Raw genomic sequence first — 24884 nt, 5'->3', positions numbered from 1 at the left:
CCCGAGAGCCGGGGCGGGTCCGCGATGAGGAGGGGACAGATGCGAAGACACGTGCTGTGGAGCACGGTGGCCGCCGTGGCGGCCATGACCGTGCTCGGCACGACGGCGGCCAACGCCGAGGGGCGGGGCGACATCCGGGTCACCAAGGGGGTGACCAACAACGGCAAGAGCGTGGTCGTGGGCGTCAGCAAGACGGTGACGTTCCCGGTCAAGGTGACGGTCAAGGACGACTCGGGGGTCGAGGGCCTGAGCCGGATCGACGTCGGCAACGCGACTTCCACCGCGAACGCGCCGGTGGAGACGGACAGCACGACGTGCAGGAAGCTGAGCGCCACCACGTCGGAGTGCACGGCGATGATGCGACTTGTGCCGGAGTACTTCCCCGACTACAGCGACAGGAACGCGAACGACGCGGCCGGCGGCTGGTGCGCGTACGGCATCGCGAACGCGCATGACGACGACTACTGGATCTTCGACTGCGTCGCCCCGTTCAACCTCAAGCGCGCCGCGACCCTGACCACCGCCGCGACCGGCCCGAGCCCGCTCTCCGGCGGCAAGCAGGTCAAGGTCACCGGCACGCTGAGCCGGGCCGACTGGGAGGCGCTGAAGTACCGGGGGTACGCCGGTCAGAGCGTCCGGCTTCAGTTCCGGAAGGCGGGCGCGAGCGCGTACAAGACCGTGAAGACGGTCAGGACGAACAGCTCGGGCCGTCTCTCCGCGACCGTGACCGCGAGCGGTTCGGGCAGCTGGCGCTGGTTCTACCCCGGCACCTCCACCACCGCGCAGATCGCCTCGGCCGGTGCCACGGTGACGCTGGGACCGGCGACGATGCGCGCCCCGTACGTCATGCACGCGGCCACTCGGGGCTGACGCTCAGCCCGCGCGCCAGTAACCCAGGGCGTGCACCCGCTCCTTGGGAACGGCCAGGTCCCTGCGTACGTACGCCGACAGGGCCCTGGTCGTCGCCGTGTCGCAGGCGATCCAGACGTACGCGCCCGAGGCGTCCTCGCCGAGCACCCCCGGCAGCCCGGACTTCACCGTGTCGATGAGCGCCGCGCCCCGGTCGTGGCGGGGCACCCGGTGGAGCGTGTGGCGGTCGGGGTCGAGGCGCAGCGGCGGGGTGTCGGCCGTGCCGGGCGCCTCCTCGTACCAGAGGGTCGCGGGGGTGCCCGGCAGCGCGTCCAGCAGGGAGTTGACCGCGGGCAGGGACGCGGGGTCGCCGATCACGACGAGCCGGGTGGGGGCCGGTTCGGGAAGCGAGAAGCCGGTGCCCTGGAGGGTGGCGTCGATCGTGTCGCCGGGCCGGGCGGCGAGCGCCCAGTCCGTTGCCGGACCCTCGTGCAGCGCGAACTCCAGCGTGAACGTACCGGCTTCCGGGTCGGGGTCGACCAGGGTGTACGCGCGCTGATGCGGTTTGCCGGACCGGTCGAACCAGAGCCTGACCCACATCGTGGGGTGCGCCCCGTCGGTCGCCGCGAGCAGCCCGCCGTCGGTGACCGCGATGCGCCGGAAGCCGTCGGCGGGCTCCTCGGTCGCGGTGACGGTGAAGGTGAAGTCGCGTCCCCGCATGAGCTTGAGGACGACGCCCTCCCAGCCGTGCCCCATGGTCCTGCTCCCTGCCCTCGTGAGATAATTTAGGCGAGCCTAACCTAAGTTGGTGACGTTTGGGGAGGCCGGAGGCGTCCCTTCGCGCCCCCGACCGCATACGTTGGGAGCGTCACGGGACAACGACGGAGGTGCCTTCGTATGCGGATCGCCACCACGATCTTCCTCACCGACGAGACGATCACCCCGGTGCGGCTGGCGCACCAGCTCGAACAGCGCGGGTTCGCCGGGCTGTACCTGCCCGAGCACACCCACATCCCGGTGAGCAGGGACACCCCCTACCCGGCGGGCGGCGAGCTCCCCCGCGAGTACGGACGCACCCTGGATCCCTTCGTCGCGCTCGCCCAGGCCGCGGCGGTGACCGAGCGGCTGGCCCTGGGCACGGGCATCACCCTGATCGCCCAGCACGACCCGATCGACCTGGCCAAGCAGATCGCCACCCTGGACCACCTCTCCGCCGGCCGCTTCACCCTCGGCATCGGCTACGGCTGGAACGTCGAGGAGGCCGCCGACCACGGCGTCGAGTGGTCCACCCGCCGCCGCCTGGGCCGCGAACGGCTGGCGCTGATGCGGGCGCTGTGGGCTGCGGAACCCACGGCGTACGAGGGGGAGTTCGGCTCCGTGCGCGCCAGCGAGGCCCACCCGAAGCCGTACCGCCCGCAAGGCCCGCGCGTTCTGATCGGCGGCGCGGCGGGCCCCAAGCTGTTCGCCCACATCGCGGAGTCGGCCGACGGCTGGCTCCCCATCGGGGGCGGCGGCCTCACGGAGTCCGTCCCCCACCTCCGCACCGCGTGGGAGGCCGCCGGGCGCGACCCGAAGGACCTCCACATCGTCCCGTACGCGGTCCTCCCGTCCCCCGGCAAGCTGGCCCGCTTCGCGGACCTGGGCATCGAGGAGATCGTCCTCCAGCTGCCCCCGGCCGCGGAGCCGGAGGTCCTGCGGACGCTGGACGCGTACGCGGCGTACCTGTAGGACCCCGTTGCTCCTTCGACCCCTTCGACCCCCGAGAGGGACCCGTGAACACCACCTACGACGAGCGGCTCGCCGCGTTCTCCCGTGAGCGGCTGGACGGGCTGCCGGTGCCGGACGACCTGCGCGTGCTGCTCACCGCCCACTGGGAGGGGCGGGACGACTTCGCCCACCTGCTGGGCCTTGAGTTCTTCGAGGAGGGCGAGCTCCACCCGTTCCTGGACACCGGCTACCTGAGCGAGCAGGAGCTGGCCGACCCGGAGATGCAGGCCGTCAACGCGGGGGTCGCGCGGATGACGGAATACGTGAAGCTCGTCGCCAAGGGCGGTAAGGGATGGGTCGGTTACTGGGTCCATCCGGACGAGCCGGTGCGGCGGCCGATCGAGCTGGACACGGAGTTCACCCTCTGGCCGATGACCGGCTCCACCCTGACGGAGGCCGTCGCCTTCGAGCAGTCCGCGTATCAGGACGAGCCGGACGAGCGCGTGGCGTTCGGGCAGCTGGCCGCCGAACTGGACGCGTTGGGGCTGCCGTTGGGCACGGTGGACTACGACGCGTTGGACGACAGCGAGTACGTGGTGGACCCGGAGAAGCTGATGGAGACCCTGACCGAGGCGGAGCGCGTCGCGCGCGGGCTGGGGTGAGGGGGCCTACCTGGGGGCAGCGCGTCCAGCTCCGCCTTGCGCCGGGCCGCCTCATTGGCGGCGGCCTGGCCCGGGCTCTCGCCGCGGCAGTGCCACACGGTCCCGCCCTTGACGGAGACGGAGTCGCAGTCGATGGCCCCGAACGTCTCGGTCTCCACCCCGAACGCCCCTGTCCCGACGGCGATGATCCCCGCACCCACCGCCCCGACGACCAGCCCGCCCACGATCAGCTCGAGCCCGGTGACACTCCCGCGATCCCACCGCATGCCGCTTCCCCCGCCCCGTTGGTGAGCTCATCGGACGGACGGCTCCGCGCCCGCCTTACGGTCTGCGCGCCACGAACACGTACTCCCGCCCGGGCCGGTCGGGCGCTTCGCGGAGGTCCTCCAGGGCGTATCCCTGCGCGTCCAGGTCCGCCTGGATCTCCTCCCGTTCCCGGAAGCGCAGCGTCGAGTCGGAGGTGAGCGTCCGACCGTCGGCCGCGAACCGGTAGGTCCAGCGGAACGAGACGTGCGGCCCGGTCGCCTCGGTGACCTGCACCCAGGTCTCGACAGCGCCGATCCCGTGGACGTCGGTCACGCTGTGGGACTGCTCCCGCGTCCACTCCTCCCAGGCCCGCCGCCCCGGCACCCGCGTCTCGAACACCAGCCGCCCGCCGGGCCGCAGCGCCTCGCGGGCGCCCCGCAGCGTGGCTTGCCAGTCCCCGGGGTCCGCGATGGCCTGGGCCACGTTCGCGGTCATCGTCGCGAGGTCGACGCGCAACGGCGGCAGCCGCGTGGCGTCGCCGCAGATCCAGCGCACCCGCTCGGCGCCCGGCTTGGCCCGGGCGACATCGACTGACGCCCGCGCGGGATCGACGCCGACGACCTCCTTCCCGCGCTCCGCCAGAACGGGTTTCGGCGTGTGGCCGCCGAATGTCCGGTGATCACGATCTGATCACTCTCCCTCCGCAACTTCCCCACATCTCGTTCGCGGTAATACGGTCACCCCACTCGACGAGACGTATGGGGGGACTCCATGCCCAAGGTGCTGAGCCGGCGCGCGCGGATATGGGTCGGTGGGATGGCCCTGATCGCCCTGGGGGCGGTCGGCTGTTCGGAGTCCGGGAAGGGGGACGCGGCCGCGAGCGCCAAGCCGGTGCCCGCGGTCACCGTGACCGTCACGGCCACCGCGACCGAGACCGCCACCCCCGCCCCGGCGCCCACGGTGACCGAGACGAAGACCGTGAAGGTGCCCGGGCCGACCGTCACGACAACGGTCACCAAGGCCGCCTCCACCCGGTCCGGCGGCGGGTCCTCCGGCGGCGGCACCAAGACCACGAGCACCTGCTCCATCCGCTCCAACGCCGGGAACTGCTACAGCGCAGGGCAGTTCTGCCGGAACAGCGACCACGGGGCCGTGACGACGAACGCCTCGGGAGCCCGGATCAGGTGCAGTTCCAGCGGGAACGCGTGGCGCTGGACGTACGCCTGACAGGCGGTGCCACGCCCCGCGCGAAAGTCCGTGGGGGCGTGGATGCGGCCGGTGGTGGAATGGGGCGATGCGTGATGAGGCTTCGGTCGATCGTGGGGCGTACCCGGATGTGGTCGGCGGAGAGCCTGTACGACTGGGAGGCCGCCCACCGCGCCCGTATCGACAAGATCCTCGCCGACCAGGGGTACGCGGGCTGACCCGGCCGGGGGCCCAGACCCCGGTGATAGCTTGGCAGGCCAGTCGTTGGCGTGTACATCGAGGCTAGGGGGACCCCATGAGGCAGCAGTCCGTAGGGAGTCGGATAGTGGCCGGAGCGGCGGCCGGGACGCTGGCCCTGTTCTTCGTCTCGGGCTGCTCGTTCAGCTTCGGCGGCGACCTGGTCGTCAAGAAGGAGGAGGTCGCCAAGCAGGCCTCCGCCGGTCTGGAGAAGCAGGTCGGGCGCGCTCCCGAGGACGTGACCTGCGAGGACGACCTCAAGGGGAAGGTCGGTGAGTCGGTGCGCTGCACGATCACCGACAGCGGCAAGAAGCTCGGTATGACGGCGACCGTGAAGTCCGTCGACGGCAAGAAGGTGAACATGGACTTCAAGGTGGACGACAACGCCGGTGCGGGCGACGGGGCCTCCCCCGACCCCCAGCCCAGCGATTCGGCCCAGCCGTCCGACTCCGCGGGCGCGGACAGCGCCTCCGGCTCCGTGGACAAGGCCGAGGTCGCCCGCCAGGGCAAGGCCGCCCTCGCCGCCCAAGTGGGCAAGCAGCCCGACGCCTTCTCCTGCCCGGAGAACCTGCCCGCCAAGGCCGGCGCCACGATCCGCTGCCAACTGGCCGACAGCGGTAAGCAGTACGGAGTGACGGTCACCGCGAAGTCGGTTGTCGGCGGCAAGGTGAACATGGACTTCAAGGTGGACGAGACGCCGGGCGGCTGAGGGGCCGGGCGTGCCCGGCGCGGGCCCGGTGACCGGTGCGTCAGCGCCGCTCCAGGCCGAGCCGGGCGCGTACCTCGTCGTGCGGAACCGGTTCGGTGAGGTCGGCCGCGGAGGCCCTGCGGGCCCGGTAGTCGGCTAGAGCCCGGGCTTCCTCCGGATCGATGTGTTCCCGCTGGTCGTGGCTCATGCGCGAAGTGTGCCAGCCCGAGGCGCCGGGCGGACGGCGAGCGCCCGGGTGGGGCTCGCCGTCCGGCTTTTCAGCCCTGGCGCGCGTACGTGACGAACGCGGACCAGGCCGTGGGCGCCACGTCGAAGTCGGGGGCCGGGGATGTTCTTCGAGTCGCGGACGTGGACGGTGGTCGCGCGGCCTCCTCAAGTAGGAAGCTGAGCGTCGGGGCAGGCCAGCGCTCGAAAAGCTGCTGGCGTGCCATGCGGTCCGCCACGCGCTTCTCGATTGTCTGCTCGTCCAGCAGTGGTCGCCGCTGGGTGAACACCGCCCGCGCGTACTCCTCGGTCTGGAGCAGACCGGGGATCACCTGATTGTTGTACTCGTGCACGGCGACCGCCTCCGCCTCCGTCCGCGTATAGTCCCGGAACCATCCCGGATGCCGCAGGCGCGTCCGCTTCAGCGCCTCCCGTACGTCGTCCGCCGCTGCCGACAGCAGGCCCCCCGTGTTCAGAGCCCGGTCCGCGAGGAGCAAGAACTCCACCTGCGGGGTCCGCACCCCCGTTCCATCGCGGAGATCAGGTCCTCGCCGCAATGCGTCGCAGACGCCGGCTCCCGCTGGTTCATCCCCGCGCGTTCGCGCAGGAACTTCAGCCGGCGGCCCAGCGCCCTGAACAGGTGCGCGGTACCGTCCGATTCGGCCGGGCGCTCCGGCCGTTCCTCACGTTGCGTGTTCGTCATCTGCCCCGTACCGCCTTCGCTCGTGCGGTCACGGCCGACGCCCCGTACAGCCGGTCGGGCAGGCCCGTACAGCTTGTTGGAGTCGTGTGGTCACTCCTGGTCAGCGCAGAAGGAGACGGACACGCTGGGTCACATGAACGCCGAAATCACCCTTGTGGGTACCGACTTCGTCCAGCGCTTCAGCGCCACCCGCCGAGGCGCCCGTCTCGCCCGTCGACTCGCCGTGCAGCAACTCGACGCCTGGGGCGTGGCGTACGGGAGCCGGCTGTCCGACGACGTGGCGGTGGTCGTGGCCGAGCCGGCCGCCAACGCCGTGCTGCACGGCCACGTCACCGGCCGGGACTTCGAGCTGCGCGTAACCCCCGAGACGGATGGATTCCGGATCGAGGTCTCGGACGCACGGGGCGAGCGGCGCCCAGAGCTGTGCGAGGGCGGCCCCGGGGCCGAGAGCGGGAACGGGCTGCGCCTGGTCGAGGCGTTGGCGGCGGAATGGGGCGTCGCGGAGCGCATCGTCGGCAAGACGGTGTGGGCGCGGGTGGCCCCGGGCACCCCGTAGCGGGGTCAGCGCGCGTTGACCCGCCGGAGGATCGTGCCGTCGAACGAGGCGGTGAGCATGGCCGAGGTCTTGTAGTCGCCGTTGATGTAGAACCGCATGGCCTGCTTGCCGTTCTCCCAGTCGAAGATCACGTAGGTCTGCGTGGGGTCCGCGTTCCGTACGCCCATTTCCTTGTAGCCGACGCGTAGGAGGCGGGGGAAGGTATCCCAGTTGACCTTGCTGAGGTCCATCAGGGGCTGATCGTCGAGTATGGCCTTGTTGTTGTCGAGCTTGCCCGAGCCCTCGTCGTACGAGAAGCCGTCGAAGATCTGGTCGTTCGGCATCTTCTCGTCCTTCACGAGCACGTTGCCCGAGGCATGGCTCTGGTGGATGGAGAACCAGGAGACCACCTTCGTTCCGCCCGTCACCGCCTTGAGCTCCTTGACGACCCTCCGGCCGCCCGCCGCGCTGACGAGATCCGTGTCCTTGGTCGGTGTGGGTGTGGGGGTGGGCGTCGGGGTCGGCGTCGGGCTCGGGGTGGGGGAGTGGGAGTGGGTCGCGGACGGCGTGGGCCTGGCGTCCGCGGACGCGTTGTCGTCGTTGCCGAGGCCGGGTATGTATCCCTTGGCCAGCAGCCCGGCCGCCACGACGGTCAGCAGGACCCCGGGGATCAGGACCCGGCGCACGGCCCGGTTGCTCCCGGCACCCCGCACGGGCGTCCGGCCCGTCGTCGCCGAGGGCTCGCCCCGGCCCGCGGTGTCCCCGCCCGGACGGGCGTCGGCCGGTTCCGGCTGCGGCGGGGACGCCGGAGCGCCCGGCCGCGGCGGTGCCGGGGTCCCGGGCTCCGTCGGGGTGTAACCGGCCGTCGGCGCCGGGGTGCCGGGCTCCGTCGGGGTGTACGCGGCCGAGGGGGCCGATGCCGGTCGCGCGTCCTCGGCGGCCGTCGCGGGGCGCTCGTCCGCCGCCTGGGCGAGCAGCCGGTCCAGCTGCTCCGCGTCCGGCCGCGCGGCGACGTCCTTGACCAGGACGGACCGCAGTACGGGGCCGAGGGCGCCGGCCTGCCGGGGTGGCGGGACGTCCTCCTCCAGGATCGCGGCCAGCGTCGCGAGGGTGGACGAGCGGCGCATCGGATGGTGGCCCTCCACCGCGACGTACAGCATCATCGCCAGCGACCACAGGTCCGACGACGGCTCGTCGTCGTGCCCGCGCAGCCGCTCAGGGGCCATGTAGTCGGGGGAGCCCACCAGCTCACCGGTGTTGGTGAGGCTGGTCGCCTCGCGCACGGCGGCGATCCCGAAGTCCGTGAGCAGCGGCGTGCCGTCCGTACGCAGCAGCACGTTGCCCGGCTTCACGTCGCGGTGCAGGATGCCCGCCTCGTGCGCGGCCCGCAGCCCGGCCAGCACGCCCCGGCCCAGCCGCGCCGCCTCGGCCGGCGTACACAGGCCGCGCTCCAGCCGGTCCTGGAGCGAGCCGCCCGAGACCAGCTCCATCACCAGCCAGGGGTGCTCCACCTCCGGCGAACTCACGATGTGGTGGATGGTCACCACGTTCGGGTGGGTGATCCGGGCCAGCGACACGGCCTCGCGCAGCACCCGCTTCCGCAGCATCTCCGGCGCGTCCGGACGCAGCCGCAGCAGCTCAGGATCGGGCGGCCGTACCTCCTTCAGCGCCACTTCCCGGTGCAGGACGATGTCACGCGCCCGCCAGACCAGCCCCATGCCTCCGCCACCGAGCCGCTCCAGCAGTTCGAAGCGCCCGTCGATCACGCGTCCCTCGAAACCCGCAGTCATGGGCGGAACGGTACGCGAGGGGCCCGACCGCGCACCCGGGGCCGTCGGAGGCGCCGAGGTTGGGGCCCGAGCCGGGGGACGTACGGGGCCCGGGCGCCCTCCGGGCCCGCCGTCAGGCCCAGGCGTCATGGAGGTCCTGGGGTGTGAGAGTGGGGACATCGGCTGTGCAGCCGCTGCGGGTGACGGCGAGCAAGGGGGTGGTGTCGTCGGCGCCTGGAAGCTGGGAGCGGTGGGTGACGAGGCGGGTGAGGTCGCGGTTGTCGAAGGGCTTCTTCTCCAGCCACTTGACCGAACCCACGAGGGTGATCTTCTTGGCGATGGGGGCGCGATCGGCGCCGACGATGTCGATCTCGGGGTCGTTGGTGCGGGTCCAGTAGCCACCGATCGCATCGGTGCCCGCGGGCAGTTGCCCGTCGTCGGAGCCGAGCCGCCACAGGGCTTCGCGGATGACGGGCTCGATGGCCCTGCCCCGCCAGGACTTCCAATGGGTGCGGATGGTGTCGAGAACGCGGTCGCCCCGGCCGCGTTCGATCGCGGGGATGCCTGGGCCGATGAAGGCGAGCCAGAAGCGCAGGTAGGGGTCATCGACGCGATAGCGGGTCTCCCGGCTGGGCTTGGTGGAGAGCGGGAGCTCTGCGGCAACCATGCCGCGAGAGGAGAGAAGATCCAGCGAGCGGGACACCGAGCTGGGGTTGAGGCCCCCGGCGGCTCTGCCGATCAGGGTGAAGGTGCGCTCGCCGTGACCGATGGCACCCAGGACGGTGCGCGCCTGTGCCTCGACGGGGAACTCGGCAGCCAAAGACCGTTCGCCGCTGACCAGCAGCGCGGACGTCGGTCTGCGCAGGGCCAGTTCGAGGTACTCCCACAGCCCGGCACCCTGTGGCCACTCCTCCAGGATGAGTGGGAGGCCACCGGACACCAGATAGGCGTCGAAGGCCTCGGCGGGCGGCAGATCGAGCATCGAGGCGACCTCGGCGGGATTCAACGGCGGTACGACCATTTCGGTCCCCCGCTGATAGAAGGGCCGCCCGTAGGTGTTGAGCTGTTCCATCATCGCGATGTCGGAGCCGATGAGGACGAGTAGAACAGGCAGTCTCGACAGCGTCCGGTCGAATGCCTTCTGGAGCGCCCCCTCGAAGCTCGGGTCCTCGCGCACGAGGTAGGGCATCTCGTCGAGGACCACCACGCTGGGCGAGTCGGTGGGCAGCGCGGAGGCGAGCATGGTCAGCGCGGCGTCCCAGGTGAGGGGGGCGGCGAAATCGCTGAACCGTGCCACGTCAGGAAGCGGGGAAGCGGCCACCTCGGCGGCAAAACCTGCCAGGTCCTCCTCGCGGGAGCCGCCGACGGCAGTGAAGAACACATGTGGCAGACCCTCCTGCTCCAGGAACTCCTCCACCAAGCGCGACTTCCCCACCCGGCGGCGCCCGCGGATCAGAACGGCCCGCCCAGGACGCCCGCTGCGCCCGCCGTCCTTGACGGGACGCAGCAGGCCCTCCAGAAGACTGAGTTCGGCGCGGCGTCCGATGAATCCGTTCACGGCACTCCACCTCCATGGCCCTGATACTTCCATTCAAGATACTCTCATTAATGGAAGTAACACTCGGGCACATAAAGTCATCAGACCTGCTGGGAGAACAGCGAGGCGCCGAAGCGCGCCCCCTCACACCCCCGCCAGCACCACCAGCTCCCGCGTGGCCCGGGTCATCGCCACGTACCGGTCCACCGCCCCGCCGACCCCCGAACCGAAGCGCTCCGGATCGACCAGGACCACGAGGTCGAACTCCAGGCCCTTCGACAGGGTCGGGGTCAGGGCGCGGACCCGGGGCGACGGCGGGCGGAAGGACGCAGGCGCGCCGATCACGCACGCCGTGCCCTCGGGGTGGGTCGTCAGCCAGGTGTCCAGGACCCTGGGGAGGTCCGTGAGCGGGCCGTGCGCGACGGGGATACCGCTGCGCCTGATGGACACCGGGACGTTCGCATTCGGCAGGGCGGCCCGGATCACCGGTTCCGCAGCGGCCATGATCTCCTCCGGCGTGCGGTAGTTGACGGTCAGCGCCGACAGGCTGATCCGGTCCAGGCCGACCCGCTCCAGCCGCTCCCGCCACGACTCCGTGAAGCCGCGCCGGGCCTGTGCGCGGTCCCCGACGATCGTGAAGCTGCGCGAGGGACACCGCTGGATCAGCATCTGCCACTCCGCGTCGGTCAGTTCCTGCGCCTCGTCCACCACCACATGGGCGAACGGGCCCGCCAGCTCGTCCGGTTCGGCGGTGGACAGGGCGTCCGGGTCGAGCAGTGTGTCCTGGAGGTCCCGGCCGCGCAGCATCCCCACCGCGCCCTGGCTCTCGTCGATCTCCGCGTTCTCCAGGAGGCTGTCGATCGCCTCGGCCCTGCGCGCCCGCTCGGCGGCGGCCGTCGCCTCGTTGCGGCGTCGGCGGCGGGCCGCGTCCGGGTCGCCGAGCCGCTGTCGGGCCGCGTCCAGGACCGGCAGGTCGGAGACCGTCCACGCCTGGGGCTCGGAGCGCTGGAGCGCGGCCACCTCATGGCGGGTGAGCCAGGGCGCGCACGTCCGCAGATACGCCGGGACGGACCACAGGTCGCCGACCAGGTCCGCCGCGTCCAGCAGGGGCCACGCCCGGTCGAAGGCCGTCATCAGCTCGCGGTCGCGCAGCAGAGCCTGGCGGACCAGGTGCTCCGGGACCTCTTCGTCCTGCCGGTCCGCGTGCTTGTCGGCCAGGATCGTCAGGATCTCCTCCAGCACCGCGTCGCGCGCCTCGTTGTGCGGGACGCCCGGCGCGGACTCGAAGGCCACGGCCCACTCGGCGGCGGTCAGCCGGACGTCCGCCCAGGGCGTCGTCACGGTCAGGCCCTGGGCGGGCGGCTCCTCGTAGAACGCGGCGGCCGCCTCGACCGCCCGCACCAGCTCCGCCGACGCCTTCAGCCGGGCCACCTCCGGATCGGCCTCGGGCACGGCCGCCGCGCCCTCCGGGACGAGGTCGCGCAGCGTGCACGTACGCACCCCGTCCTCACCGAGGCTCGGCAGCACATCGGCGACGTACCCCAGATACGGCTGGTGCGGGCCGACGAAGAGGACGCCGCCGCGCCGCTGACCGAGGCGCGGGTCCGCGTACAGGAGGTACGCGGCGCGGTGCAGGGCGACGACGGTCTTGCCGGTGCCCGGGCCGCCGTCCACGACGAGCGCGCCGCGCGAACCGGCGCGGACGATCGCGTCCTGGTCCGCCTGGATCGTGCCCAGCACGTCCCGCATCCGGGCCGACCGGTTGGTGCCCAGGCTCGCGATGAACGCCGACTGGTCGTCCAGCGCGGCGTGCCCGGCGAAGGCGTCCGGGGCGAACACCTCGTCCCAGTAGTCGCTGACCCGGCCACCCGACCACCGGTAGCGGCGGCGGCTCGCCAGGCCCATCGGATTGCCGTGCGTCGCCCCGAAGAACGGCTCGGCGGCCGGGGAGCGCCAGTCCGTCAGCAGCCGGCGGCCCTCGCTGTCGGTGAGGCCGAGCCGTCCCACGTACACCGGCTCGGAGCCGTCCGCCCCGGCCATGTGGCCGAGGCACAGGTCCAGGCCGAACCGGCGCAGCGTGCGCAGCCGGGCGGTCAGCCGGTGGATCTCGGCATCCCGGTCCAGCCCCTGCCTGCCCAGGCCGCCCGGGGCGCGGCGGGCGGCGTCGAGGGCGGCGGTCAGTTCGGCGACCGTCTCCTCCAGGCAGCGCGCGATGGCCGCGAAGTGGCGCTCGTCCCCGGCGATCAGGGCGGGGTCCGCCTTGGCCTCGGCGCGGTCGCCGGTCAGCGCGAAGGCGCTCGTGGTGACAGTGGTGTGCATCGGTTCGGGCACTACGTAAAACTCCCAAAGGCCGCAGGTGGCTGGCTCGGATCAGCGATTGTGCGGGACAAGGGGGGCCTTGCGGCAAGGCCCCCCTTGCGCTATACGTTGAGAGTGGCCGGAGGTGGCAGTCCTTTCCCGGCCGGCCGGTGAACACCCCCGGCACCCCTTCAGCGCTCGCCCGACCCCCCGCCCGCCTTGCCCCGCATTGGCAGGCACACGGCATACTGGGCCGCCGGATCACCGGGGGGAGCGCCGCGCACATGGCGTACGGAACGGACGGGGCGGACCTGCCCGAGAAGGTCGGCGGATACGCCGTGGAACGGCAGCTCGGCGCCGGTGGCATGGGCGTCGTCTATCTGGCGCGGTCCCGGGGCGGGCGCGCGGTCGCCGTGAAGGTGGCGCGGTCCGAACTCGCCACCGATCCGCACTTCCGCGAGCGGTTCCGGGCCGAGGTCGAGGCTGCCCGGAGCGTGGGCGGCTTCCACACGGCACCGGTGGTCGACGCGGACCCCGACGCGCCCGCGCCCTGGCTGGCGACGGCCTACATCCCCGGGCCCACGCTCTCCGCGCTCGTGGAGGCCGAGGGCCCGATGGACGAGGCGCGGCTGCGGCAGCTGGGCGCCGCCCTCGCCGAGGCGCTGGCCGCCATCCACCGCTGCGGGCTCGTCCACCGCGACCTGAAGCCCGGCAACATCATCATGGCGGCGGACGGGCCGCGCGTCCTGGGCTTCGGCATCGCCCGGGCCCTGGAATCGACCCGGCTCACCGCGACCGGGATGGCCTTCGGGACGCCCGGGTTCCTCGCCCCCGAGCAGGCCCAGGGCCTCGAAGTCGGCGCCCCCGCCGATGTGTTCGCCTTGGGCGCCGTGCTCGTCGCGGCGGCGGGCGGCAGCGCGTTCGGGGCCGGGACGCCCATGGGGATGATGTACCGGTCGGTGCACGAGGCGCCGGAGCTGGGCGCGGTGCCGGAAGGGGTGCGGGGCGTCGTGGCGGCCTGCCTGGCGAAGGAGCCGGGGGAGCGGCCCGCTCCGGAGGCGCTGCTGGACCTGTTCGCGCCCGGGGGGCCGGTGTACGTCCCGACCCTGCCCGTACCGGCGCAGCAGCCCGGCCACCCGGCCGACGCGACGCCGCCTAGCCTCGCCAAGGCCCCGGCCGACGCGACCCCGTCGCCGCAGCACCCCCTCCCGCCCGTCGGCGCGGCCCCCGCGCCGCCCGCCTACCCGCCGAACTCCGGGACCCCGTCCCCGTACCCGCCGATGGCGGCCTCGCCCTACGGCCCGTCCCCGTACACCCCCTCGCCCTATCCGCCGGCCGCCGCGATCCCCAACAACCCCTACGCGGCTCCGGCCGCGGGCGGCCCGTGGCAGCAGGGGCCCGCCGAGCCCGTCACCGACATCGGGTTCGTCGGTGTCGGCACGGGCAGTTCGCTGGTGATCGACGCGCTGGGGATCGAGTTCCAGGCGGACAACGGGCCTGAGGTGCAGATCGCCTGGGCCGAGATCGGCCGGATCGAATACGCGGTGCGCGGGCCCAAACTCCTCGTGGTCACCGTCCGTCTGCGCGCGGGGGCCGTGCACACCTGGACGCTGGCCGCCCGCAACCGCTCCCGCCTGCGGGAATGGACCCAGGACCTGCCGCTGATCCTGGAGTACTACGCGTGATCCGGGCTCCGGCCACCCGCTCGTATGCTCGGGGACATGACCGATGCCCAGAGCGGACCCACCACCAACTCGACGCGGCGCGCGCTCAAGCGCGCGCGTGACGGAGTCGCACTCGACCGGGCCGAGGCCGCCGTGCTGCTCCAGGCGCGCGGCGACGACCTGACGGATCTCGCGGCCTCCGCCGCCCGGGTGCGCGACGCGGGCCTTGAGGCCGCCGGGCGGCCGGGGGTCATCACGTACTCCCGCAAGGTCTTCATCCCGCTGACCCGGCTCTGCCGCGACAAGTGCCACTACTGCACCTTCGTCACCGTGCCCGGCAAGCTCCGCCGGGCCGGGCACGGCATGTTCCTGTCGCCCGACGAGGTGCTGGCCATCGCCCGCGAGGGGGCCGCGATGGGCTGCAAGGAGGCCCTGTTCACGCTCGGCGACCGGCCGGAGGACCGCTGGCCGGAGGCGCGCGAGTGGCTGGAGGCGGAGGGGTACGACGACACCCTCGCGTACGTACGCGCCATGGCGATCCGGGTCCTTGAGGAGACGGGGCTGCTGCCGCACCTCAACCCGGGGGTCATGAGCTGGACGGACCTCCAGCGGCTGAAGCCCGTCGCGCCCTCCATGGGCATGATGCTGGAGACGACCGCGACCCGCCTGTGGTCCGAGCCCGGCGGCCCGCACCACGGCTCCCCGGACAAGGAACCGGCCGTGCGGCTGAGGGTCCTTGAGGACGCGGGCCGGTCCAACGTGCCGTTCACCACGGGCATCCTGATCGGCATCGGCGAGTCGTACGAGGAGCGCGCGGACTCCCTCTTCGAGCTGCGCCGGACCGCCCGGGCCTACCACGGCATCCAGGAGGTCATCGTCCAGAACTTCCGGGCCAAGCCGGACACCGCGATGCGCGGGATGCCGGACGCGGAGCTGGAGGAGCTGGCCGCCGCGATCGCCGTCGCCCGGCACCTCCTCGGCCCGTCCGCCCGCATCCAGGCCCCGCCGAACCTGGTGGACGCGGAGTACGCGCTGCTCATCGGCGCGGGCATCGACGACTGGGGCGGGGTGTCGCCGCTGACCCCCGACCATGTGAACCCCGAGCGCCCCTGGCCGCACATCGACGAACTCGCCGCCCGCACGGCCGAGTCCGGCTTCACGCTGCGCGAACGCCTCACGATCTACCCGGAGTTCATCCAGCGCGGCGAACCCTGGCTGGACCCGCGCCTGCTGCCGCACGTACGGGCGCTCGCCGACCCGGAGACCGGGCTCGCCCGCGAGGGCGCGATGCCCGAGGGGCTGCCCTGGCAGGAGCCGGACGAGGGGTTCAACGCCTCCGGCCGCACCGACCTGCACCGCACCATCGACACGGAGGGCCGCACCGGCGACCGCCGCGACGACTTCGACGTCGTCTACGGGGACTGGGAGGCGCTGCGCGAGGCGGCGGCCCCCGGGATGGTGCCCTCCCGGATCGACGGGGACGTGCGCGCGGCGCTGAGCCAGGCGGCGGACGACCCGACGAGGCTCACCGACGACCAGGCGCTCACGCTGCTGCACGCGGACGGCCCGGCCCTGGACGAGCTGTGCCGGATCGCGGACGCGCTGCGGCGGGACGTGGTCGGCGACGACGTCACGTACATCGTCACGCGGAACATCAACTTCACCAACGTCTGCTACACCGGGTGCCGCTTCTGCGCCTTCGCCCAGCGCCGCACCGACGCCGACGCGTACACCCTCTCGCTCGACCAGGTCGCGGACCGGGCCGCGCAGGCGTGGGACGTGGGCGCGGTCGAGGTCTGCATGCAGGGCGGCATCCACCCGGACCTGCCCGGCACGGCGTACTTCGACATCGCGAAGGCCGTGAAGGAGCGGGTGCCCGGCATCCACGTCCACGCGTTCTCGCCGATGGAGGTCGTCAACGGGGCCACCCGCACCGGCATGTCGATCCGCGACTGGCTGACCGCAGCGAAGGAGGCCGGGCTCGGCTCGATCCCGGGCACGGCGGCGGAGATCCTGGACGACGAAGTCCGCTGGGTCCTCACCAAGGGCAAACTGCCCACCGCGACCTGGCTGGAGGTCATCAAGACCGCCCACGAGGTGGGCCTGCGCTCCTCCTCGACCATGATGTACGGCCACGTCGACCAGCCCCGCCACTGGCTGGGCCACCTGCGCACCCTGGCCGCGCTCCAGCAGGAGACCGGCGGCTTCACGGAGTTCGTGACCCTGCCCTTCATCCACACCAACGCCCCGGTCTACCTCGCCGGAATCGCCCGCCCCGGCCCCACCGACCGCGACAACAGGGCCGTCACCGCGATGGCCCGCCTCCTCCTGCACCCCCACATCACCAACATCCAGACCAGCTGGGTCAAGCTCGGCACGGAGGGCGCCGCCGAGATGCTTCGCTCCGGCGCGAACGACCTCGGCGGCACGCTGATGGAGGAGACCATCTCCCGCATGGCCGGTTCGAGTTACGGCTCCTACCGCTCGGTCCGCGACCTGGAGGCCATCGCCGAACTCGCCGGCCGCCCGGCGAAGCCGCGTACGACGCTGTACGGAGAGGTGCCGCCGGAACGCGTGGCGGCGGCGGGCGCATCGGACGGGCATCTGCCGGAGCTGTTGCCGGTGCTGGGGGACTGAGGGGGGAGATCCGGGGCGCGGTCAGTCCAGGCGGCGGGGGCCGCCGAGGAGGGTGGCCTCGATCTCGGTCGGGGCCAACTTGACCAGCTTGTGGTGCTCCTGCGTGCACCACAGGACCATGTCGTCGCCGAGCTGGGACAGCGCCTCCGCGTTCTGCCGGGGCAGGCGCATGACGCGGCCCAGGACCGCCGCCTCCTCCGGGGAGACCCGCTGGATGCCGACGAGCCCCGCGTCCTGCACCAGCCTCGGCGCCGCCGGGCCCAGGAACGGCAGCAGGGTCAGCACCGACTGCCAGGGGCCCGGCGCCAGACGGCTGCGCGGGGGCCGCACCCCGCAGTCCCGGACCACCAGGACCGGTCCGGCGACCGACGCGCCCTGCGGGCCCACCTGCCGCACGTCGTGCACCGTCATGCACTGCTGGCCGCCGCCCGCGTCCCGCGCGAGCCCCGCCCATGCCTGCGGCCGGCCCGTCTCGACGGCGACGCGCGCCCCGGTCCCGGCCGTGCGCAGCGCCAGGACCTGCGCGGTCCAGACACCGCCGATGAGCACGACGTCCAGCGGGGCGGGCCGGAAGAGGCCGAGCACCGCGGGCCGCCCCTGCGCGTCGCTGCCCGCGACGACTCCGTCGTCCCCGAGCGGCAGCTCCAGGGCGGCGAGCTGCTCCACGGGCAGGGCGTGCCGGTCCCGGCGCGGCCCGAGCAGCCCTCGCCCGGTGCGGGCCCGGCGAGTCGGAGTCGGAGCGGGAGCGGGAGCGGGGGCCGCGGGGACCGTACGGTGCGTGCTCAACGGGTACCTCCGAGGGGCAGGGTGGCCAGCACACCGGGCAGCTGCTCGCGGTCCAGCCGCACCAGGCCGACCCGCACCGCTCGGGCGGCCTCCTCCAACTGCCGCCTCAGCGCCATGAGTTCGTCGTGTCCGCGCGCGGTGATCCGGACGTGCCCGGTGACGGCGGACGTGCCGCCCCCACCGCGCGACACCGTCAGGCTGAACGTGCTGACCGAGGCTCGCGTCGACGTCAGCGCCGCGACCACCCGCGCCGACGCCTCCGCCCCCGCGCCCAGGTGCGGCCAGCGCCCCACCCAGTACGTGGTGTGCCAGCGGTCGTCGCAGCGCCAGGCCCGGCCGGTCTCCTCGGTGCGCCGCGCGGAGGCGCCCGGCCGGACCGCGGGCGCGCCGGTCTGCGCGGTCGCCCCGGCGGACGTGGCGAGGGCGGACGTGACCTCGGCCTCACTCAGGATGCGGGCGCCGACGCCGTCCGCCGTCAGCCTGCTCGCCAGCTGGTCCGCGGCCCTCAGCAGCGCACGCTGCGCCCCGCCCAGCCCGCCGCCGCGCGCCTGCACGGCCTCCGGGCACAGCTTCGGGTCCAGCTTCAGGGCGATCCACGTCAGCCGGACCGCCGGGGTGCCGGTCTGCGCCAGCGGTCCGTACGAGCGCGCGGCGACGGCGTGCTCCGGCAGATGCGGGCCCGGCGCGGGCTGGGTGTGCTGCACGACCTGTACGGACTCCAGCCGGATGCCGTCCGCGTCCAGGGCGTCGCGCAGCATGCCCAGATTCAGCGGACGTGTGTCCCGGCCCGCCCGCAGCGGGGTGTCGCGCGGCTGCACGAGGAGCACCGCCGTCAGAAACGTACCGTCGCCCACCATGCCGACGCCGCGTCCGCGCTGCCGGTCGGTGTAGGTGTACGTGCGCAGCGCGTCCTCGCACTCCAGGACCGGTGCGAGCGCGGGGTCGGCGCCCTCGTCCGCGACCGGCAGGGGCTGCCGTGCCGCCCGCAGCCGCGCCCGCAGCGCCAGCGACGCCGTGATCCGGTCCAGTGCCGGACGCCCGCGCCACCGCAGGGCCGCCGACAGCACCAGCACCGCCGCGACCAGGCCCGCGGGCACCAGCAGGACCCGGTCCGTCGCCCACGCGGTCAGCACCAGCGCACCGGCGATCTCCACCAGCACCAGCTGGTGCAGCCGCACCCCGCCGATCCTTCCGGGCCGTGGCCGCAACCTCGCCACTGCGGTCGTCGTGCTGCTCATCCCCCGGTAAGTCCCCTCGTGTCACGGCACTTGGTGTGTGGAACCCGGGCCAACGCTATCGCCCCCGAGCCCCGCGCCCGGGCGGCGGCGGGCATAGTGGGGGCGGTTCGCGGAGCATTTGACCACGGGGAGAAGCAGGGCAGATGGCATCACGGCGGGACGAACTCAACGCCTATACCTTCGCGAAGAAGAGACTGGTCGCCGCCTTTCTGCAACCCTCGGCGGCCGGAACCGACGAGTCCGCCCCGCGCCCGCTGCGGGCCGTGGTGCCGGGAGTGGTGATCGGCGCCCTGCTGCTGGCCGGGTTCGGCGCCTGGGGCATCTTCAAGCCCAAGGTCCCCGGCGGCTGGGCCACCCCGGGCGCGCACGTCATCGTCGGCGGCGATTCGACCACCCGTTACGTGGTGTTGGAGACCAAGGGCGTCAAACGCCTGCACCCGGTACTGAACTTCGCCTCGGCGAAACTGCTTCTGGACCCCGACAAGTCCTCCGTGATGCAGGTCCCGGAGTCCGAGCTCGACAGCGGCAAGCTGCAACGGGGTCCGATGCTCGGCATACCGTACGCGCCCGACCGGCTGCCCGACGCGGCCGAGGCGGGCCGCAGCAAGCTGTGGGCGGTCTGCGAGCAGCCGGGCGCCGGCTCCGGGGACACCGTGCAGAAGGCGGTGTTCCTGCTCGCCGACCGGGAGGCCGGCAAGGTCGGCGGCAAGCGGCGCCTGCACGACGGGCAGGCCCTGTACGTCGAGGCGGCCGGCGGCGACGGCACCCGGTATCTGGTGGATGCCGACGGCACCCGGCACGCGATCGGCACCTCCGGGGGCGGCAAGACCTCGGCCCGTGACGAGGTGCTGCGGCGCGCGCTGTTCAGCGAGGGCGCCCGGCCCCAGAAGGTCACGAAGGACTGGCTCGGCACCCTGCACCCCGGCTCGGCCGTCGACTTCCCGAAGCTCCCCGGCAAGGTCGGCGACCCGGCGGGCATCGACGGCCTGGACCCCGGCCTGAACCGGGTGGGCATGGTCCTCAAGGCCGTCGCCGGCACCGGCATGCAGCACTACGTCGTCCTGCCGGGCGCGGTGTCCCCGGTCTCCGGCCTCGTCGCCCGGCTGCTCCTGACGAGCCCGGAGGCGGAGGTACTGGGCCAGAAGGCGCGGCCCGCCGAGGTCGCCCCGCAGTCCTTCACCTCCTCGCCCGACGAGTTCTATGCGGAGAAGGGCTGGCCCGGGAGCGTCCCCGCCCAGGCCAACGACACCGACGCCCGCAAGGGGACCGTCTGCAACGTGCTGCACGGCGTCGACGCCAAGGGGGAGCCCGAACTCACCACCTGGGCCGGTCCCGGCTATCCGGTGAGCTTCCTGGACGGCGCCACCAGTGCGTACGTCACCCCGGGCAGCGGCATGCTGTACCGGCAGTTCAGCGGGGCGTCGCCCGGCACCGGGTCGGTCTTCCTGGTGACGGACACGGGGCTGCGGTACGCCGTGCAGAGCAACAACGACAGCAGCGCGGGCCCCTCGGATATCGGTGCGACCGCGAGCCCCGGGACGCCCGAGGAGCAGGCCGCCGAGGCCAACCAGGCCCAGATCAGGCTCGGGTACCAGGACGTGAAGCCACTTCCGGTGCCGGAGCACTGGTCGAACCTGCTGCCCAAGGGGCCGCGTCTCGACACGAACAGCGCCAAGCAGCCGCAGAGTTCCTGAGCCGTAAGGAGAGGGGCGCGAAATGATCACCCGTCACGCATTCCGTTCCACGGCTGTCTTCCCGGCTGCCTTTCTGCTTCTGACTTGTGCGGCGGGAATCGGCCTTCCGGTGTTCCCGGCGGTGCCCGCGGAAGCGGCGGATTCCGTTCCGCAAACGGGCGCCGAGGGCAGCGGCGAGTGCGCTTTTCCGATGCCGCGGCAGATCAGGGGCCGCCCCTGGTCGCTCCAGCGGCTCGTCTTCGACCAGCTCTGGCAGGACACGAGAGGCAAGGGCGTCCGGGTCGCGGTGATCGACACTGGGGTGGACGCCACCAACCCGCAGTTGACGACCGCCGTGGACCGGGGCGCCGGGACCGACCTGCTCCCGGTACGGAATCCGGACGGCTCGGTGGCCAAGGGCAAGGGCAAGGGCAAGCCGAGCGGAGGGGACGGCACGACGGACCCGGTCGGCCACGGCACCAAGGTCGCGGGCATCATCGCCGCCCGCCCGCACGCGGGCACCGGGTTCGTCGGCCTGGCCCCGGAGGCGACGATCATCCCCATCCGGCAGAACGACGACCAGGGCACCGGCACCGCCGAGACGATGGCCGCGGCCATCCGCCACGCCATCAAGCAGCACGCCCGGGTCATCAACATCTCCCAGGACACCCTGCGGCCCCTGCGCGCCGACTCGGACCTGGCGCGGGCGGTCCGCGAGGCGCTGAAGAGCGACATCGTCGTGGTGGCCTCGGCGGGCAACGACGGGCTCGCCGCGCAGGTCAAGGCCACCTATCCGGCGGCGTACCCGGGTGTCCTGGCGGTGGCCGCGTCGGACCGCAACGACGAGCGGGCGCCGTTCTCGCAGACCGGTGACTTCATCGGCGTCGCGGCACCGGGCGTCGACATGGTGTCCACCGTCCCCAGGGGCGGCCAGTGCGTGGACAACGGCACCAGCTTCTCGGCGCCGTACGTCGCCGGGGTGGCCGCGCTGATCAGGGCCAAGCACCCGGACTGGAAGCAGGCCCGGGTGGTGGCCCAGATCGAGCAGACCGCGGGGCGCGCGGTGAACGGGCGGGACGACTTCGTCGGGTGGGGGGTGGTGGACCCGGTGCGCGCGCTCAACGACGACGAGCACCCGGTCGACGCTCCCACCCCGGACCGCGCGGTCGCGGACGGGCCGGTGGGGCCGGAGCCGGTGGCGCTCCAGCTGGGGGAGACCCGGCAGGAGCGGATGACCAGGATCTCCACGTACGCCCTGGCCGCGACGGGACTCCTTGCCGCGGTGATCGCGGGCGTCGCGGTGCTGGTGCGGGACCGGGACCGACGGAGTGCGGCGCGCCGGTGAATAGGTGAATATCCAACAACTCCGTTTGTCTCAAAGCGTGTTGGCATCGTTTGCCTTTGCAGCTAAGGTGACAAACGCAAAAATGCGGTTTGATCCAGACGCTGTAGCCGGTGGTCCGGAAGCCCGCACCATTCCTTGCAGGGGGGAAGACGCGTCATGGGAGACAAAGACAAGTTCAAGATCTCAGCCGAAGAGATCGACCGGCTCGTCCTCGAACTCGACTACATGCACGACACGCTCCAGGGCAGGATCACCGCTCTCAACGGGGTCATCGACTCGGTCGAGGGCCACTGGAAGGGCATCGCCGCCAACGCGTACAACGGCCTCCAGACGCAGGTCAACCTGGACGTGCGCAACCTGAAGGAACTCCTGGACTTCACGCGCGAGGCCGTCCGCATGAGCCGCGACGGCTTCGACGCCGAGGAGGTCGAGCGGCTCAACAGCTTCAAGGGCATCGGCGGCGTCGACCACCTGGGCAGCAACGGCATCCTGGACCGGTTCCAGGTCTCGTAGCCCCGCCCGCGTATTCCGTTCGCCTTCCGCATCCCGCTCAGGAGACCGCTCATGGAGATCACGTACGCAGGCGTCGTCGAGGCGTCCAACCAGGTCAGGTCCGCCGCCGACAGCATCAAGACCCAGCTCGAAACGCTCGACGGCAAGGTCAAGGCCGTCGTCGCGACCTGGGACGGTGAGACCCAGCGGGCGTTCCACGACCGCCACAACGGCTGGGACCTCAGGGTCAACCACATGCACGAGACGCTGATGACGATCGCGAACAAGCTCCTGGAAGCGACCGAGGGCTACCACGCGAACGACCTCGCCCAGTCCCGGCGCTTCCACGGCTGACCGGCGGCCCGTGAGTGCGGGGCGGGGGGGTCCGTCTCCCGCACCCACGGGCTGCGGCACCACGGCACTTTAGGGGGGTGCTGGCATGGGATCTCATCTTCCGGACGATCCACCGCTGTACGAACCGGGCGCGCCCGACCTGGATGCGCCGGGCGAGTCGCTGAAGAGCTTCAAGTCCCGTGTGGACCGGCTGCTCATGACGCTCGACGGGTCACCGGCCGCGCACGGCCGCATCATCGATCAGAAGGTGACCGCAGCCGCGTACGGGGCCGCGGGATTCACGGAGGCCATTCTCCTGCACGCCACCTACGCGATGGTGCATCTGCGTCTGACGCAGCTCTCCATGATGCTCGGCGAGCAACTGGAGGCGATGGGCATCACCGTCGACCTGGCGGACCGGGGGTACGAGGGCGTCGATCACGAATACGCCGCGCGCCTGAATCTCATCCGGAAGCGCGTCGAGGCCGTCTGCCGGCCGCCGAACGCCGACGCGGAGACGGACGGGACGTCCGGCGGCCGGGCTGTGCCCAGCGAGCATGCCGGCTACTAGCCACGTGAACGGAACGGGGAGGGGGGACGACCATGGGGGATCACGGCAAGCTGCCGCCGCCCAACGGCAGTATGCGCATCACCGACTTCGAGAACATGTCGTTCGAGGACATGCTGAACATGATCCGCGGGGTGGACCCCATGGCGCTCATGGGCCGCGGTAACGCGCTGATCGACGCGCATGCCGAGATCGAGAAGATCGGTAACGAGCTCAAGGAGCACGTCAGCCGCACCAAGTGGAAGGGCAACGGCGGCGACGCCTTCCGCGAGTGGGGCGACGACTTCGCCAAGCAGACGCTCAAGCTCGCCGACTACGCCGGCGCCGCGGGCGCCTCGCTGCGAACGGCCGGGCAGGCGTTGATCGAGGTCAGCACGGTGTTGAACAGCCACCCCCAGGCCACGTCGGAACCCATCCCGAACGCGGCGGCGGAGATGATCCGGCTGAGAGCTGTGGAGGAGGCGCGGAACGAGGCGATTCCGCAGATGAACAAGCTTGCCTCGTACTACATGACCGCGCAGCAGATGATCGCCACGCAGGAGGAGCCGCTGTTCAAACCGCTGCCTGCTTCGACGTTGCCGGAGGTGCCGGTCGATGCCTGGAAGGACAGATACGGCTCCGAGGAGGGCTCCGATACGCCCCCGATCTCCGGTGCGCCGAGCACCAGCGGCCCCGGGCACCAGCCGGTCACCGCGCAGCCCGTCGACGGTGCCACGTCGCCCGTCACCAGCGTCTCCGACCGGACTCCGCACACGGTGACCACTCCGCAAGCGGTCGGCGCGACGCCCGGAACCACGCCCGGCGCCCCGGACACCACGGGGACGGGCATCGACACGGTGACGCTGCCGCAGGCCCCGCCGACCATGGCCTCGCCGCCCAACGGCGGGCCCCCGCCACAGCCCCCGGTGAGTGGAGGAGGTGGCCCGACCGCGATTCCGCCCGTGGCGCTGCCCCCGCAGGCGGGCGGGGTCCGGCGTATCGCCCCCGTCGCGCCCGCGCCCGTGGGCAGGGGCGGCGTCGAGGGCGTCCGGCCTCCGGCAGCCCCCCGGGCCGATCCGGCCATCCACGGCGGGATGCCCGCGCGGTCCGTCACCGGCCCGGTCGCGGGAGGCCCGCGCGGCACGGTCATCGGCGGCGAAGGCCCGGTCACGGGCCGCGGAATGATGGGTGGTCACGGGGCCGGACCGGTCGGTTCACCCATGGGGCGGGGCGTCGGCGCCGGTGCCTCGCGCCGCCTGGTCACCGAGCCCGGCGGTATGGTCGGGTCGCCTCGCGGCGCGGGGGCGGCACGGGAGTTCACACCGGGCGGCTCCGGTCTCGTACGTGGGGCGGGCATGGGTGCGATGGGCCCGATGGGCGGCACGCAGAATGCGCGTCGGCGCCCCGGGCGGCGGGACGGCGAATCCCCGGACTACCTCACCGAGGACGAGGAAACCTGGGACACGGGGGACGGTGTGGTCCCGCCCGTGATCGACTAGGAACACGA

The 24884-nt window shown here is 72.5% G+C and carries 24 protein-coding genes and 1 pseudogene; 15 read left to right on the top strand and 10 right to left on the bottom strand.

Going from position 1 to position 24884, the window contains the following annotated elements; translation table 11 throughout:
- Nucleotides 1–39 precede the first annotated feature (39 nt).
- Nucleotides 40–870: a hypothetical protein gene (locus tag OHS17_RS14185; RefSeq protein WP_330312481.1), complete on the top strand. Its 831-nt coding sequence runs from the start codon at nt 40–42 to the stop codon at nt 868–870.
- Nucleotides 871–873: 3 nt separating this feature from the next.
- Here the strand turns inward: OHS17_RS14185 and OHS17_RS14180 are convergent, their stop codons facing one another.
- Nucleotides 874–1605: a siderophore-interacting protein gene (locus tag OHS17_RS14180; protein ID WP_330312480.1), complete on the bottom strand. Its 732-nt coding sequence runs from the start codon at nt 1603–1605 to the stop codon at nt 874–876.
- A gap of 141 nt (nt 1606–1746) precedes the next feature.
- Between OHS17_RS14180 and OHS17_RS14175 the strand changes: the two genes are divergently transcribed.
- Entirely contained in the window at nt 1747–2577 is an 831-nt protein-coding gene (locus OHS17_RS14175; RefSeq protein ID WP_330312479.1) for an LLM class F420-dependent oxidoreductase, read from the top strand.
- Between the two features lie 44 nt (nt 2578–2621).
- Nucleotides 2622–3218 (top strand): hypothetical protein, encoded by a 597-nt coding sequence (locus OHS17_RS14170; RefSeq protein ID WP_330312478.1) that lies wholly within the window; start codon nt 2622–2624, stop codon nt 3216–3218.
- A gap of 321 nt (nt 3219–3539) precedes the next feature.
- Here OHS17_RS14170 and OHS17_RS14165 read toward each other — a convergent pair.
- Nucleotides 3540–4115 (bottom strand): annotated as a pseudogene (locus OHS17_RS14165) (class I SAM-dependent methyltransferase); the annotation flags it as partial.
- A 120-nt stretch (nt 4116–4235) separates the two neighbouring features.
- Between OHS17_RS14165 and OHS17_RS14160 the strand changes: the two are divergent.
- From OHS17_RS14160 to OHS17_RS14150, 3 genes are all read left to right on the top strand, one after another.
- Nucleotides 4236–4691, top strand: coding sequence for a hypothetical protein (locus OHS17_RS14160; RefSeq protein WP_330312477.1), 456 nt, complete (start codon nt 4236–4238; stop codon nt 4689–4691).
- Nucleotides 4692–4765: 74 nt separating this feature from the next.
- Nucleotides 4766–4888 carry a hypothetical protein gene (locus tag OHS17_RS14155; protein ID WP_330312476.1) on the top strand — a complete coding sequence of 41 codons (123 nt, stop codon included), beginning with the start codon at nt 4766–4768 and terminating at the stop codon, nt 4886–4888.
- A 77-nt stretch (nt 4889–4965) separates the two neighbouring features.
- Nucleotides 4966–5616 carry a DUF4333 domain-containing protein gene (locus tag OHS17_RS14150; RefSeq protein ID WP_330312475.1) on the top strand — a complete coding sequence of 217 codons (651 nt, stop codon included), beginning with the start codon at nt 4966–4968 and terminating at the stop codon, nt 5614–5616.
- 40 nt (nt 5617–5656) lie between these two features.
- Here the strand turns inward: OHS17_RS14150 and OHS17_RS14145 are convergent, their stop codons facing one another.
- From OHS17_RS14145 to OHS17_RS14135, 3 genes are all read right to left on the bottom strand, one after another.
- On the bottom strand, nt 5657–5803 hold the full coding sequence (locus OHS17_RS14145; protein ID WP_330312474.1) for a prevent-host-death family protein: 147 nt from the start codon (nt 5801–5803) through the stop codon (nt 5657–5659).
- A 70-nt stretch (nt 5804–5873) separates the two neighbouring features.
- On the bottom strand, nt 5874–6341 hold the full coding sequence (locus tag OHS17_RS14140; RefSeq protein ID WP_330312473.1) for a Scr1 family TA system antitoxin-like transcriptional regulator: 468 nt from the start codon (nt 6339–6341) through the stop codon (nt 5874–5876).
- Nucleotides 6293–6409, bottom strand: coding sequence for a hypothetical protein (locus tag OHS17_RS14135; protein WP_330315252.1), 117 nt, complete (start codon nt 6407–6409; stop codon nt 6293–6295). The genes OHS17_RS14140 and OHS17_RS14135 overlap by 49 nt, the downstream gene beginning before the upstream one ends.
- A gap of 247 nt (nt 6410–6656) precedes the next feature.
- Between OHS17_RS14135 and OHS17_RS14130 the strand changes: the two genes are divergently transcribed.
- Nucleotides 6657–7079: an ATP-binding protein gene (locus tag OHS17_RS14130; RefSeq protein ID WP_330312472.1), complete on the top strand. Its 423-nt coding sequence runs from the start codon at nt 6657–6659 to the stop codon at nt 7077–7079.
- Nucleotides 7080–7084: 5 nt separating this feature from the next.
- On the opposite strand, the gene OHS17_RS14125 is transcribed toward OHS17_RS14130, so the two are convergent.
- From OHS17_RS14125 to helR, 3 genes are all read right to left on the bottom strand, one after another.
- Nucleotides 7085–8848: a serine/threonine-protein kinase gene (locus tag OHS17_RS14125; RefSeq protein ID WP_330312471.1), complete on the bottom strand. Its 1764-nt coding sequence runs from the start codon at nt 8846–8848 to the stop codon at nt 7085–7087.
- A gap of 112 nt (nt 8849–8960) precedes the next feature.
- Nucleotides 8961–10385, bottom strand: coding sequence for an ATP-binding protein (locus tag OHS17_RS14120; protein WP_330312470.1), 1425 nt, complete (start codon nt 10383–10385; stop codon nt 8961–8963).
- A gap of 123 nt (nt 10386–10508) precedes the next feature.
- Nucleotides 10509–12683 (bottom strand): RNA polymerase recycling motor ATPase HelR, encoded by a 2175-nt coding sequence (gene helR, locus OHS17_RS14115; RefSeq protein WP_330312469.1) that lies wholly within the window; start codon nt 12681–12683, stop codon nt 10509–10511.
- Between the two features lie 263 nt (nt 12684–12946).
- On the opposite strand from helR, the gene OHS17_RS14110 reads away from it, so the two are divergent.
- Together OHS17_RS14110 and OHS17_RS14105 are read left to right on the top strand one after the other, a co-directional pair.
- Nucleotides 12947–14347, top strand: a complete 1401-nt coding sequence (locus OHS17_RS14110; RefSeq protein WP_330312468.1) for a serine/threonine-protein kinase — start codon at nt 12947–12949, stop codon at nt 14345–14347.
- A 36-nt stretch (nt 14348–14383) separates the two neighbouring features.
- Nucleotides 14384–16963: a bifunctional FO biosynthesis protein CofGH gene (locus OHS17_RS14105; RefSeq protein WP_330312467.1), complete on the top strand. Its 2580-nt coding sequence runs from the start codon at nt 14384–14386 to the stop codon at nt 16961–16963.
- Nucleotides 16964–16984: 21 nt separating this feature from the next.
- Here the strand turns inward: OHS17_RS14105 and OHS17_RS14100 are convergent, their stop codons facing one another.
- Both OHS17_RS14100 and eccE read right to left on the bottom strand, forming a co-directional pair.
- On the bottom strand, nt 16985–17749 hold the full coding sequence (locus OHS17_RS14100) for a hypothetical protein (RefSeq protein ID WP_330312466.1): 765 nt from the start codon (nt 17747–17749) through the stop codon (nt 16985–16987).
- A complete protein-coding gene (eccE, locus tag OHS17_RS14095) occupies nt 17746–18927 on the bottom strand; it encodes a type VII secretion protein EccE (RefSeq protein ID WP_330312465.1) in 1182 nt (393 codons plus the stop codon). Before eccE ends, OHS17_RS14100 begins: the two co-directional genes overlap by 4 nt.
- 203 nt (nt 18928–19130) lie before the next feature.
- Between eccE and eccB the strand changes: the two genes are divergently transcribed.
- From eccB to OHS17_RS14065, 6 genes are all read left to right on the top strand, one after another.
- Nucleotides 19131–20681 carry a type VII secretion protein EccB gene (eccB, locus tag OHS17_RS14090; protein ID WP_330312464.1) on the top strand — a complete coding sequence of 517 codons (1551 nt, stop codon included), beginning with the start codon at nt 19131–19133 and terminating at the stop codon, nt 20679–20681.
- Between the two features lie 190 nt (nt 20682–20871).
- Complete coding sequence (gene mycP / locus OHS17_RS14085) at nt 20872–22005, top strand: type VII secretion-associated serine protease mycosin (RefSeq protein WP_330312463.1); 1134 nt, start codon at nt 20872–20874, stop codon at nt 22003–22005.
- 156 nt (nt 22006–22161) lie between these two features.
- Complete coding sequence (locus OHS17_RS14080) at nt 22162–22518, top strand: WXG100 family type VII secretion target (protein ID WP_330312462.1); 357 nt, start codon at nt 22162–22164, stop codon at nt 22516–22518.
- A gap of 51 nt (nt 22519–22569) precedes the next feature.
- Nucleotides 22570–22851, top strand: a complete 282-nt coding sequence (locus OHS17_RS14075) for a WXG100 family type VII secretion target (protein ID WP_330312461.1) — start codon at nt 22570–22572, stop codon at nt 22849–22851.
- An 85-nt stretch (nt 22852–22936) separates the two neighbouring features.
- On the top strand, nt 22937–23401 hold the full coding sequence (locus tag OHS17_RS14070; RefSeq protein WP_330312460.1) for a hypothetical protein: 465 nt from the start codon (nt 22937–22939) through the stop codon (nt 23399–23401).
- A 32-nt stretch (nt 23402–23433) separates the two neighbouring features.
- Nucleotides 23434–24876: a WXG100 family type VII secretion target gene (locus OHS17_RS14065; protein ID WP_330312459.1), complete on the top strand. Its 1443-nt coding sequence runs from the start codon at nt 23434–23436 to the stop codon at nt 24874–24876.
- Nucleotides 24877–24884: the final 8 nt, after the last annotated feature.

It is taken from the genome of Streptomyces sp. NBC_00523 (assembly GCF_036346615.1).
Lineage (GTDB): Bacteria > Actinomycetota > Actinomycetes > Streptomycetales > Streptomycetaceae > Streptomyces.
Note: the sequence above shows the minus strand (reverse complement) of the source record. Positions and strands in the feature narration are given on the sequence as shown.